This is a genomic window from Streptomyces sp. VRA16 Mangrove soil, from assembly GCF_017377775.1.
Taxonomy (GTDB): Bacteria; Actinomycetota; Actinomycetes; order Streptomycetales; family Streptomycetaceae; genus Streptomyces.
The window spans coordinates 1-11,775 of sequence record NZ_JAFVLN010000005.1 but is presented as its reverse complement, the minus strand read 5'-3'; the positions used below and the strand labels follow the sequence as shown (position 1 = coordinate 11,775).

Sequence of the window (11,775 nt, the reverse complement as noted above, 5' to 3'; positions counted from 1 at the left end):
GACGTGGGCGGCAAGAATCTTCTCCATGCAGTCGCGTGATCAGTTCGATCAGGAGCACTTTCGCCGCGCGTGGCCGATGGGTGACTTCTTCAGACTCAGGCAATACACCCCGGGCGAGGTGGAGTCCTTGGGCATGCCCGAGCGGCATGTGGCCGTACTGACAGACGTTGGGATTCCCGAAGAGGCAGCCCCGTTCCTGGCCTTCGACGATCCGCAGCTGCCGTGTCCGCTGGAAACCTGGGCCTTGTCCGATGTGTTCGTCGAGGACGTCGACCGGTTTGTGGTGATCGGGTCTGATGGGTCGGGCAATCCGGTGGTGCTGGATCGGACCCGACCCGGGTTTGTGCTGCTCATCGACCGTGAGCGAGGCACCGGGATCCATGTCTTCAATACCAGTATTCCGCGGTTCCTCTCCTCCCTGCTGGCCTTTCGGGACTTCGTCGATCTCCGCAACCAGGAGTCGTCTCCTGCGGTGGCCCTCGCAGCGCTGGCAGAGCGTTTGGAGGGAATCGACCCTGAAGCCTGGGAGGTGGGGAGCCTCTGGCTGGCGGAGATCGAGGCCCAGGCCGGGTTGCTCGCTGGCTGAGCGGAGGGCGCTCAGTCTGTTCGGTGAGGGGCTTCCGAGCCCCTGCGTTCCATGCCTCGCCGCTTCCACGCATCGGGAGTCGGTGCTGAGGGTCGTACCGTGGCCAAGGTTTGCGACGCCGGCAGTGGCCTTGGGGGATCGATGGAAGTGGTGTGGACGGCGACGCTCCCGGAATCAGGCCAGTTCCAGGGAGTCGAGCGGCGGTCAGATGTGCGCGATGTGGTGGAGCGGATGGCATCGACGATCTGCCGGCGGGGCCACTTCTCCGGGTGCCCGCCGGTCTTGGTCTCGCAGGCCGGAACGGGCAGGAGCGGTTCGAGAAGGGCCCACTCGGCGACTGTGGTGTCGGACGGGTAGCGACGACGGCGGACCGGGCTCGGCATGGCGGACTCGTCGATGGCGGAGGGAGCGGGACAGGGCTATTTCGAGAGCTGGGCGAGGGTCGCGGATACCCCGGTGAGCTGGGCGGCCACCAGCTGGGCCCATTCGTCTTCGGGGCAGCGGACCAGGTGCGGGGCGAGCGTGCCCGTGATCATCCGGGTGAGGCGGCCGAGGACCTGGGAGAGCTGCTTCTTCTCATACTCGATCCAGTCCGCGGGGTCGTCGGAGAACATGTATCCGTCCTTGCGCCGCCAGATGACAGGGGTGAGGTTCTCCGCGGCGCCGACGTCGCGCAGGTGGCGGACACCGCGCTGGACCTGGGACTTCTTCAGCCGGGTGGCGGCGACGAGCTGGACGGTGTGCAGGCCGGCCGGTCTGGCCTCCATCAGCGCGACGCGGACCAGGTCGCCGTAGTGCTCGTTCAGCGGCTGGCCTGTGCGACGGAGCATCGCCTACTCGCCCTTGAGTAGCTGGGTCAGCTGCTCATCGAGGGTGAACTCGCCGTTGTCGAGCGCGCCTTCGAGCCAGTCCGCCGCCGCGCGGACCCGGCCGATCTGCCGCCGGACGGTCTCTCGCTCATCCTCGGTGAACTCCTGCCCGCGCAGCTGGGGGACCCGACGGCCGAGGGTGGCCACGAAGCCGTGGCAGGAGCCGACCAGGTCGAGGTATTCGATGGTGTGCTCGATCTTGCGGACGGCCGGGGTGGTCTGCCTGATCCGTTCCGATGTCGGGCGTGGGCGTACTCGTCTTCGTCATCGGTGCGGGCGTTCTTCCTGCCAGCGGCTGTCACCGCGTGTCGGTGGTGGGTGTGCGTGACTCGCGACGGCTCTCGGTCAGGACGTTGAGGATGTCCTCGGCCCGTGGTTGCGGTGCCGGGCTGATGTACCGGATGCCGTCGCCTTGGGGCGGCTGGCCCGTTTCCTTGCCGATCGGGTGCCGGCGGCTGGTCGCGGTGCGCCAGCCCCACCGTTCGTCCCACACGAGCGCCGGCGCGGGCGCGCCGTCGGCGAGCACCACGGCCGCGGCCACCACGTCGTCGGCTACCTGCACCATCGCGACGTCCTGGGGCTCGGCCAGGTGCTCGGCGGCGAGCTGGTCGGCGATCTGCTGCACATACGGCTGCCAGGTTCTGGCCTTGAGTTCGGTGCGCGCGTACGCGATCGCGGTGCGGTGCACGGCGGTCGGGTAGTTGAGGTGGGCCGCGGCCTTTTCGCCCGTGAGTGCGGGCTGGGCCTCGAGGAGGTCGGCGATGCGAGCGCCGCGCAGGCGGGTCAAGGCGCGGGTTGCGGTCACGTACGACAGCCCGAGTTCCTCGATGACCGTCTTGGAGGTGACGGCGGCATCCGCGTCGAGGAGTTCACCGACTCGGGCGTCGATTTCGTCGCGGGGCACCATGTCGCCGCTGCCCCTGGGGCGGCCCTTGTTGCCGGCTCTGCCCGGTGCCGCCTTGCGGGCATCCTCGAAGCGGGTCACGATCCGGCGCGGGCAGTGCTCCACCCCCTTGATCTTCACCAGGTGGGGCTGGATCTCGGGGTGCGTCTTGTAGGTGTCCCACGACTTGGGCGACACCCCGAGCAGGGCGGCGGCCTCGTTGCGGTCCAGGAGGTCCTCCTCGCCGCCGCCCTCGGGCAGGGTGGGGATCGCCTCGCCGGTGTAGTAGGCCGCGGTCTGCTCACGGTCCCACAACAGCACCCGCGCGCCCGCCGAACTGATCGGCGCGGGAAAACCCTCGGCGGTATAGGGCTTGTGCTTGGCGAACGTGGACGGCTTCATCCCGGTGAACGGGGCTGCCGCCTCGGCGAGTTCGTCCCGCGTCTGCACGAACTGCGCCCGGCCGGCCCGGATCACAGCGCCACTCCCCAAATCTGCCCCATGTCCTCGAGCATCGTCCCCGGCAGCCGGCCCTCCCACGCGCTCCTCAGCCGGAACCGGGAGCCGATGCCGGACAGCCGCTCGAAGATGATCAGGCTCTCGGGCTGGCTGGCCAGCAGACAGCGGCCATGCTTCAGGAAATGCGTACTGGTGGGGCCGTAGTCGGCGTAGGCCAGCTCCAGCCGCTCGCGGTAGCGCTCGACGAAACCGGCGAGGACTGCCGGGTAGGCGACGTCATCGTCGATGGTCTGCGCCAGGACCTCGACCACGTCACGGGACAGTGCCTGGTTGTGGCGGTGCGCGGTGAACATGGCATACAGCGGCTCGGCCGCCTGAAGGAGACGATCCGCACGCGCACGCACCACGGTCTCCTGGATGTCGGACACAGACGAACTCCTCAAGGCGGGCGCAGGAAGCAGAGCCGGACCATCGGCCAGCAAAACAAAACTATCGGACTTTCGAGATTCAGGGGTGCAGAACGCGTTCCTGCGCGGGCGCCCCCCGCTACACTCGAACCCGTCAGTTCCCGCGGGTTCGCCCTTGGAGGGCTGGTTCTTTGGTGAGGCCGGCGCCCTTGCCACCCCGCTCCGGCGGGATTGGGCGCCGGCCAACTTTCATGCGCTGCACCTCCCGTCGGGGCCGGACTCACCCCTATCCGCCCCGCGAAGGGCGTCCAACGGCGCCCCCTGCAGCCGGAACCATGTACCCCCCCATGTGGGCGCGTGACGCGCTGTACACAGCGCACGGTAGCTGCGGGCGCCGTGGTGGACTTCCCTGCGCTGCCGTCCCGAGGGCCCCGTGCGTGGCGGGCGGCGGCGTTGCCACCAGACCCGCTCTACGATCCGCGGGTGAACCAGACCCCGGCACACCAGGCCGCGAAGGCGGCACGCGGGCAGCAGCCGAAGAAGCCGAAGAAGCGGACCGGTAAGGCGCAGCGCGACGCGATCCAGCGGGCGCAGACCGCACGGAAGAAGGCGGCTGGTAAGAAGCCGGCCGCAAAGAGCAGCACGGCCAAGAAGACGGCGGCCAAGAAAACGGTGCCGCTGCCGCGTGGTGCGGTGCGGTGCGCGCCGCGTATCCCGGCACCTGCCCGGCCTGCTTCAAGGACTACGCCAGGGGCGAGGTCATCACGAAGGTCGCCGAACGCTGGGGCCATCCTGGCTGTGCGCCGCGGCAACTGTCCACAGCCGAGCGGGAGTTCGCCCGCAACAAGGCACGGATCGCGAGCGGTGAGACGTTCCGCAGCCAAAAGCCCTCGGACTGGCGACGTGGAGCCTCACCATCCACCACCGGCCCTACCCGCTGACGCTCCCTCATCGACCGCCACGCCCACGACACCATCCGCGCCTCATCCGAGGGGCGCGATATGAACGACATCGTCTTCCACGCCTGGAGTGCCCACAGGTTCGGCACCGACCGAGCCCACGACCCGCTGCTCCCTGAGGACGCCATGGACGATGACCTCATCCGCTATGCCCAGAACGTTGCGGGGTGCCTCAGTCTCCTAGCTCACGGATCTGGTAGCGGTAGCAGATGCGGCTGTTGACGCTGTCGAGCACGGGGCGCTTCAGGACGGCCGACAGCCGTGCGGTGCCGGTGAGGATGAGAGGAAAGGGGCGGTGGCGGTCGGTGGCGGCGCGCCAGGTGCCGTACAGGCACTGCAGGCCGTCGCTGCGCAGCTGTTGCGCGTCGCCGACCATCAGGACGGGGCGGGTGCGGCGGTCGAGCGCGGCGTCGATGGCGCCTTCGGCCTCGGACAGGATTCGGGGGCGGGGCCGGCGCCCGGGGCTGGGCAGGAGCGCCGCGTGCAGGGCGCCGATGACTGCTGTGCGGTTCGCGGGTGCCCGCACGGTGACATGGATCAGGTCCGCGGCGCCGTCGGCCAGGAGGGACCGGACCGCGTGTTCGGCCAGCTGCGCCGAGTCGGCGGTGACCGTCATCATCTCCTGGTCCTCGGTGGCGTTCTTGAGGCGGTCACCCAGTTCGGTGGCCACGGTGGCGGGCAGCTCGGTGAAGGCGGGCACGGCGGCTCCTCGGTGATACCGGCGTTCGTCCTCAGTGGAGCACTGGAGGGAGCGACAGCGTGCGGGAACCGTAGGAGTCGGCCCGATGGGTGCCAGCGCCTTGACAGGCGGGCCCGTAGCAGGCTCTGGCCCAAGGGACGTTGTTGCGGTGTGAATCGGAGGAGTCCCTGGTTGGCCCGCGACGGCGACGTGACGGCGCTCACGAGCGTCCAGTGCAAACTGAGGGTACGGGGTCAGACCGGCTTAGATTATGGGAGGAAGGTCAGCTCATGATCAGGGCACAGCAGTGGGGGCGGCGTTGGACGAGAAGTGCGTTGTGCGCGCGGTTGCGATCGATTACAAGGCAGTCCTGCACGGGCCCGGACGCGCGCACCATGGGATCGCTGAACTGCTGCGGTGGCTCGATCAACGCGATGTGGCGTGGGTGCTGCTGACCAACGACCCGATGGACGCCAAGTCGGCCCTTGCTGCGGCCGGCCTTCCCGAACCGGCCCTGCATCTGTGCCGCGACGACATCCCGGACAAGGCGAAGCGCGGCAACAAGGCCTGGCTGGAGGCGGTCGCGGACCGACTCGGCCTTCGTATGAACCAGCTCATTCTCATCGGGACCTCGCAGTTCGACTGGTACACAGGCATCCATGCCGGCGTCGTCCACATCCATGCCCGCTGGGCCAGCCGCCTGGGAGCGAAGATCACCTCGTTGATGTCCGACGAGCCGGCCGACGTCATCGAGCTTCTGGAGTACTTCCTGCTGCACGAGCCCCGCTGGGCGTTCCATCTCGAGGACGAGGACCGCGCCTTCGCGATCCGTTCGATGCTGCCCTTCAACGCGCGGTTCCCCCGCGGCGGCGGCCGGACCTTCACGATCAAGGACATCTTCACCTACGAGAACACCGTCAAGGTCGGTGATCAGGACGCCCGCGACGTCCTGATGCTGCAACTTCTGTGTGCGGCCTACCTCGACGGCGCGCTGCCTGGTCAGAGCTTCTTCTGCGTGTACCCCAGCAGCACACCCGCCAAGGGCAACCCGCAGCTCGCCGGCTTCCTGGACCGCGCCAAGGTCATGACCGGCTCCTCCTACAAGGAGGACCTTCTCGAACGCGTTGCCCAGGCCCCGGATACCAGCTTGGAACGGTACAAGAGGAGCGTCGGCCAGTTGACGGGCCGGGACATCTCCATCGCCGCCCAGGCCCGCACCGTACGAGTCAACCCGGCCTATAGAAAGAAGATCGCCGGCAAGACGGTGATCGTCTTCGACGACTTCACGACCGAGGGCAAGTCCCTCGAATGGGCCCGCACCATCCTCAGCGAGGCCGGAGCGGCACGGGTCATCGCACTGACCATCGGAAAGTACCCCTCGCGCCACACCGTCTACCAGCTGCGCCCCGGCGTCACGATCGATCCCTTCACCACCAACGACGTCACCCTGGCGCACTTCCAGACGACCACGGGCCCTGGAGGAGCGGAGGAAGGGCCGTCGACGGTCCTGACGACGGCTATGGAGCACTTTGCCGCCGCCGGGGAGGCCGCCGTCGAACCCCAGGCCCCTGAGGCGGCCCCTGCCCGGATGGATCATCCGGCACCCCGCCCGATTCCTGCGGGTATCCGCTCTCCCATGACCGCCTACAAGATCGCCCGGCAGCGGCACCTCGCGGACATGCTCACCCACCTCCAGCAGCACGCGTACCCCCTCGTCTGGCGCGGCGAGTACCTCGTGCCTACCGGGAAGACGACGACCACCGCGTTGTGGTGGATTGCCCTGCCAGGGCAGGTCGAGCAGTGGTACGACACCAGCGAGGCTGAGCGCCTGGTCAGCGGCATCTGTCTCGCGGTAGGGATCATCTGGGAACCGGTCGCCGCGCCCGGCGGGGCCACCCAGCTCGCCGAAGCCCTCGCCCGTATGGAACAGCGGCGGCAGGGCTGAGGAACCGGCTCGACGGCCCCCCTTCCTGTCCGTACGGGGGCTCCGTACGCCATGATGGAAGTGGCCCGAGAACCGCGCTTCATCCTTCGAACATCCTGGGGCCACGAGTAGAAGGACACCCTGATGGACCTCGATATCACCGCTGACCAGCACGATCTGCTGACCCTGTGCGCGTTGCGCGCCGGCGAGGCCACCCTCGACTGGAGCCTGATCGCCCGCGGCGCCCAGAGTCCCGAGGGCCTGGCCGCGCTCATGGGCGGACAACTGCACGAGGACTCGCGCGCCGCGACCAAGAACCGCCCCCTGCTGCAGCAGGCCCTGGCAGCAGGCCTGGACGATGCCCGTGCCCGCGTCGACGACGAGTTGGCCGCCGCCGACAAGGCCGGCGCGCACCTGGTCACCGTCCTGGACAAGGACTACCCGGCGAATCTGCGCGTGATCGGCAACCTGCCGCCGTTCCTCTTCTACCGCGGCGAGCTCGATCAGCGTGACGCCCGCTCCATCGCCATCGTCGGCACCCGCCAGGCATCCGAGGCTGGGTTGCGCCGGGCGACACGGATGGCCCGCGAGCTCGTCGAACACGACGTCGTGATCGCCAGCGGTCTCGCCAAGGGCATCGACGCAGCCGCCCACCAGGCAACGCTCACCGCGGCCGGCCGGACCTTCGCTGTCATGGGCACCGGCATCGCAGCCCCGATCTACCCGGCCGAGAACCGCCCGCTCGCGAAGGCGATCCTCAGTGCTGGGGGAGCGCTGCTGAGCCAGTTCTGGCCCACGAGCCCCCCGGCGAAGTACACGTTCCCCCGCCGCAACGTCGTCACCTCCGGCACCACGCTGGGAAGCGTCGTCATCGAGGCCTCCAGCACGTCAGGCGCGAAGATGCAGGCCCGCCTGGCCGCCGAGCACGGCAAGCTCGTCTTCCTGATCCGCTCCCTTGCCGACGCACAGCCCTGGGCCAAGAAGATGCTGAACGAAGGGAGGGCGATCCTGGTCACCGCCTCCAGCGACATCACCGACCGCCTCGGCCAGGCCGCCGACATCCAGGCCGCCGGCCAGCAACGACAGCAGCTTGCCCTGGCCGGCCTGTGACGGCCAGTCTCCCCGACCCGGCAGGCTTCCCCGACTGCCCGGTATGTGCCTACCGCATCACCGGCACCGCCCGCCTGTGCTCCGACTGCGCCGGCCGCACCCTCCAGCCCGTCGCCGAGCCCCACTGCCCGGTCTGTTCCCAGGCCATCGCGCCCGGCAGGCAGTGCGGCAACCGACTGTGTGCGCTCTCGGAAGCCGAGCGGGGGTTCTCCCGCGTCGACGCGGTGGCCATGTACTCCGGAGCCCTGCGCGACAAAATCCACTCGCTGAAATACGAGGGGAGGACCGGCTGGGCGCTCATATTTGGCCGGCTCCTCGTCGGCTGGATGGACAGCCACCCTGAGCAGATGCGGGGCGTCGACCACATCGTCGGCAACCCCACCCACATCGGCCGCCGGCCCATCCAGCACATTGAGGCGATCATGGACGCCGCCTACACGGAGGACGTGACACGGGCCTACCCGCTCAGCCCGCCGGGCGCGCACCGGCTGGTGAAGCATGTGGAAACACCCCGGTCCGCGAACCGGACTGTGGACGAGAAGCGGGCGGCCGCTGCCGCGCATGCCGCCGCGCTGACCTGGACCGGAGACACCAGCGATATCAAGGGGGCCACCGTCCTCTTGGTCGACGACGTCTTCACCAGCGGCTCCCAGCTGCAGCACGTCGCGCTCCGACTCCGGGCGACCGGAGCCGCCGACGTCCGGGGGCTCGTTCTCGCCCGAGTCCCCTGGAGCGGAGGGCACTGACCCAGACACGAGGGACTGGGCCTATCGGCTGGCTTCGGTCGGACAGGGGGACGCTTCGTGTCGAACGGGTGTGATGCAGGTTTGGGTGACTACTAGACCGCGATCGACGCCTACCGCTGCCCCGCCGACTGGGGTGAGGCCGCTCTCGACCTCGTAGCCCACCTCGCCGCGATTGTCCGGCCGAAGTGGCCGGCCACCTGAGACCACCCCGGTGTCCCGAACCGCCGTCCACGTCGAATGCGGCGTGCGAGCATGAGGCCCGTCGGCCCGCTGGATCCCCCCGTACCCAGCGGGCCGACGCACGCCCAAGGCCCAGGGGAAGCAGGGCGCAGCACGGGGCGCGCGCCGTTGGCTCCCTGCGGGCCGTACAGGGCGCACCACGACTTCTTTCTCGGGCGGGTGGGGCGCAGCCCGGCGTGTGCCGGACGGCCGGCGCAGCCGCTCCGCGCTGCACCGGCCTGGCCGCGTGTGCGACGGCCGCTCCGCGCCCGCCGCACCGAGCGCTCCGCGCTCTCACGCGCTGCGGAGACCGGCAGACGTTCCCGGGCCGCTCCGCGCCCCGCTCACTCGCTCCGCGCTGCCGGACTCCTTGCCCACGGCGCGACGCGCCGAGGGGCCCCGGCACACCCCGCCCTGCGCCCCACCCGCCCGAGAATCCGGCCCCTGAGCTGGCAAGACACGCCGGGAAAGATCCCGAAAACCCCTCCATATTCTTTGAAGTGCGATATATTTGTCTTGTTCGCGGGGCTTGTGGCAAAGCCCCCAACACCAAAGAACCACACCCGATTTCAGGGGAGAACCATGCCCATCAGTACCACCACCAGCTTCGCGCTCCTCATCCGCACCGACGGCCGCTTCCGTCTCCTCGACTGGCCCGCCACCGAGAACGACCGCCTCAAGCTCCTCTACGCCGCACTCGACTGCGACCACATCGACGCCGCCCAGATCACCGAGCGCCTCACCCTCTGGGTCGACGACGAAGGCATGCTCAACGACTCACCCGCGAACCCCTGCGCCACCCGCCTCTACGCCCTCCATCGCCCGGCCCACCAGACCTACTACGGGCACGCCCTGTTCACCGGCGGCGCTGACGCCGAGGGCAACACCCTCGGCCTCACCACCGACGAAGCCGCCCACCTCGTAGAGATGCACCTGACCGCCGGACGCATCCCCGCCCAGCGCACCCGCCACTGAACCACCCCCACCGCCCGGGCGCGGCGCCGTGGCAGCGCCGCCCCCGGGTCACCAAAGACCCAACCCACGTCCGAAGGGCACCCACCGTGACCGACCACGACTACACCCCCGAACAGGCCCACCGGGACGGCTTCTACGTCGTCCAGGGCATGACCCGCGCCCAGGCCATCGATCACGGCCTGTTCGTCGAAGCTCCCCGCGCCCTTGCCCACGAGGCCGGGTTCCGCGTCCCGGTCGCCCTCACCCAGGCCGCCTGGGAAGACTGCGTGGCCTGGACCGACGCCGACAACCAGCAGCAGAACACCGTGCAGGACCAGACCGGCCGCCTGTGGGACGTCCTGATCATGTCCCGCCTCGCCATCGGCCGCAGCAAGGGCACCCACGCCCACGTCACCCTGCACCGCATCAAGCGCGACGGCCGCTCCCGCGCCCCCCAACTCGCCCGTCTCGTGGCGGAGATCGGGCCCGGTGACCGAGGCGAACCGGTCATCACGATCATGCTCCCCGAGGAGGGCTGACCACCGTGGAAACCGCCGCCGACACGTACACGTTCGTCTGCGACTGGCTCAACTACATGACCCAGCTCACCGACTGCAAATTCGCCGTCGTTACCCACGGAGAAACCTACCAACAGGCCGTCGAAAATGCCGCCAAAGCCGTCCTCGACTTCTTTCCGAACGTCGCGGAATACGCCACCCCGAAATCGCTGTGGAACACCGACAACGGCGTCGTGCGAATCGCGGAATTCTACGGAGACGTGACCGCGTCCCTCGTCGACCTCCACGCCTACGACATCATCCGCACAACCAACTCCGAGATCCACAAACCCGAAGAACAGCCCCCGTTCTGCGGGCAGTAACCCCCACCACCGGGGCGGGGGAGTGGCACCCCCGCCCCGGCCACCACAGAACCAACCCAAAGGAGACAGACCCATGGGCTACGACATGTACAGCGCGACCGAACCCGACCCCCAGCAGGCCGCCGCCATCCAGGAAGCAGCCGAACACGTCGAAGAACTGCGCTGCCAGTACATGAACACCGCCAGCGGCCCCGCCGCGACCGCCCTGGAAGACCAGCTCAACGCCGCCTGGAACGCGTACGACAAGGCCCGCACCGGCCTGTACTTCCGCCTCAACATCTGGGGCATGGGCACCGCCCGCCAACTCATGGGCGCACTCGACATGATGACCGACGCCCCCATGCCGCCCTGGCCCGCCCTGGAGACCTACGACCTCACCGAGTACCCCGACGCCCCCGAGCACCACCCCACGGGCCCCGAACGCGACGCCGCGCACACCCGCCTGACCGACCAGGAACGCGCCTTCCTGGACACGGAGCGCGCCACCCGCGACCACGACCCTCAGACGCCAGGAATCCCCGCCTACAAGCTCACCAGCAATGACGGCTGGCTCGTCAGCGAACGCGAGATCAAGACCGCGCTGGACGCCTGGGACAAGACCGATCCGGCCGACCAGAAGCAGGTACGCTGCGAATTCCCCTGGTGGGATGAGTGGCTGGAATTCCTGCGATACAACTCCAAGCGCGGAGGATTCCGCGTCTACTAATCCCCTTTAAAAGGGGTGGGGCGGGAAGGAATTCCCGCCCCACCCACGGGGTATATTCGACCTCAGCGGAGCTACCGAACACAGCAAGGGAGCTGACGAAATGTCAAGGACGCGAGTTCCGGCAGGCGGCTCCGCTGCGCTCCGCCACCGGCCTCACGCCGGAATGGAGGGAGCGCATTTCTCGGATATCCCATACTTTTTCGCGGACGGAAGCAGCCCCGTCCCTGTCGCTGCCCAGGCCGGATCGCGGAGCGATCCGAGCCGTCAGGAACGCGGAGCGTTTCTGACACAGCGTCACGGAGTGACGCCAACTCCCTTGCGAAGCAAGGGAGTTGCCCCGGCGCGGAGCGCCGGGTGCCCGCCGCGTAGCGGCGGCGCGTCGTGTCTGCGGAGC

12 protein-coding genes and 1 pseudogene are annotated in these 11,775 nt (G+C 68.8%); 8 read left to right on the top strand and 5 right to left on the bottom strand.

Going from position 1 to position 11,775, the window contains the following annotated elements:
• Window positions 1–25: 25 nt before the first annotated feature.
• Window positions 26–586 (top strand): SUKH-4 family immunity protein, encoded by a 561-nt coding sequence (locus J3486_RS14980; RefSeq protein ID WP_207820816.1) that lies wholly within the window; start codon window positions 26–28, stop codon window positions 584–586.
• Between the two features lie 419 nt (window positions 587–1,005).
• Here J3486_RS14980 and J3486_RS14970 read toward each other — a convergent pair whose 3' ends face one another.
• From J3486_RS14970 to J3486_RS14950, 5 genes and pseudogenes are all read right to left on the bottom strand, one after another.
• Window positions 1,006–1,416: a hypothetical protein gene (locus J3486_RS14970; protein ID WP_229378067.1), complete on the bottom strand. Its 411-nt coding sequence runs from the start codon at window positions 1,414–1,416 to the stop codon at window positions 1,006–1,008.
• Between the two features lie 3 nt (window positions 1,417–1,419).
• A pseudogene (locus J3486_RS14965) lies at window positions 1,420–1,689 on the bottom strand (DUF6192 family protein); the annotation flags it as partial.
• Window positions 1,690–1,753: 64 nt separating this feature from the next.
• Window positions 1,754–2,815 carry a hypothetical protein gene (locus J3486_RS14960; protein ID WP_207820815.1) on the bottom strand — a complete coding sequence of 354 codons (1,062 nt, stop codon included), beginning with the start codon at window positions 2,813–2,815 and terminating at the stop codon, window positions 1,754–1,756.
• Window positions 2,812–3,225, bottom strand: a complete 414-nt coding sequence (locus J3486_RS14955) for a hypothetical protein (RefSeq protein WP_207820814.1) — start codon at window positions 3,223–3,225, stop codon at window positions 2,812–2,814. Before J3486_RS14955 ends, J3486_RS14960 begins: the two co-directional genes overlap by 4 nt.
• A 1,110-nt stretch (window positions 3,226–4,335) precedes the next feature.
• Window positions 4,336–4,863: a hypothetical protein gene (locus J3486_RS14950; protein WP_207820813.1), complete on the bottom strand. Its 528-nt coding sequence runs from the start codon at window positions 4,861–4,863 to the stop codon at window positions 4,336–4,338.
• A 298-nt stretch (window positions 4,864–5,161) separates the two neighbouring features.
• Here J3486_RS14950 and J3486_RS14945 point away from each other — a divergent pair, with 298 nt between their 5' ends.
• The 7 genes from J3486_RS14945 (at window position 5,162) to J3486_RS14915 (ending at window position 11,381) form a co-directional block, all read left to right on the top strand.
• Window positions 5,162–6,787, top strand: coding sequence for a hypothetical protein (locus J3486_RS14945; protein ID WP_207820812.1), 1,626 nt, complete (start codon window positions 5,162–5,164; stop codon window positions 6,785–6,787).
• A gap of 123 nt (window positions 6,788–6,910) precedes the next feature.
• Window positions 6,911–7,876: a DNA-processing protein DprA gene (locus J3486_RS14940; RefSeq protein ID WP_207820811.1), complete on the top strand. Its 966-nt coding sequence runs from the start codon at window positions 6,911–6,913 to the stop codon at window positions 7,874–7,876.
• Window positions 7,873–8,622, top strand: coding sequence for a phosphoribosyltransferase family protein (locus tag J3486_RS44065; RefSeq protein WP_307804817.1), 750 nt, complete (start codon window positions 7,873–7,875; stop codon window positions 8,620–8,622). Before J3486_RS14940 ends, J3486_RS44065 begins: the two co-directional genes overlap by 4 nt.
• 801 nt (window positions 8,623–9,423) lie before the next feature.
• Window positions 9,424–9,816, top strand: a complete 393-nt coding sequence (locus tag J3486_RS14930) for a DUF3846 domain-containing protein (protein WP_207820810.1) — start codon at window positions 9,424–9,426, stop codon at window positions 9,814–9,816.
• Between the two features lie 86 nt (window positions 9,817–9,902).
• Window positions 9,903–10,334: a DUF6573 family protein gene (locus tag J3486_RS14925; RefSeq protein ID WP_207820809.1), complete on the top strand. Its 432-nt coding sequence runs from the start codon at window positions 9,903–9,905 to the stop codon at window positions 10,332–10,334.
• 5 nt (window positions 10,335–10,339) lie between these two features.
• Complete coding sequence (locus J3486_RS14920) at window positions 10,340–10,675, top strand: hypothetical protein (protein ID WP_207820808.1); 336 nt, start codon at window positions 10,340–10,342, stop codon at window positions 10,673–10,675.
• 73 nt (window positions 10,676–10,748) lie between these two features.
• Window positions 10,749–11,381 carry a hypothetical protein gene (locus tag J3486_RS14915; protein WP_207820807.1) on the top strand — a complete coding sequence of 211 codons (633 nt, stop codon included), beginning with the start codon at window positions 10,749–10,751 and terminating at the stop codon, window positions 11,379–11,381.
• The last annotated feature ends 394 nt before the right edge of the window (window positions 11,382–11,775 follow it).

Coding starts and splice junctions, on each gene's coding strand:
- J3486_RS14915 (WP_207820807.1), top strand. CDS start 10,749: ATGGGCTACGACATGTACAGCGCGACCGAACCCGACCCCCAGCAGGCC.
- J3486_RS14940 (WP_207820811.1), top strand. CDS start 6,911: ATGGACCTCGATATCACCGCTGACCAGCACGATCTGCTGACCCTGTGC.
- J3486_RS14980 (WP_207820816.1), top strand. CDS start 26: ATGCAGTCGCGTGATCAGTTCGATCAGGAGCACTTTCGCCGCGCGTGG.
- J3486_RS14970 (WP_229378067.1), bottom strand. CDS start 1,416: ATGCTCCGTCGCACAGGCCAGCCGCTGAACGAGCACTACGGCGACCTG.
- J3486_RS14930 (WP_207820810.1), top strand. CDS start 9,424: ATGCCCATCAGTACCACCACCAGCTTCGCGCTCCTCATCCGCACCGAC.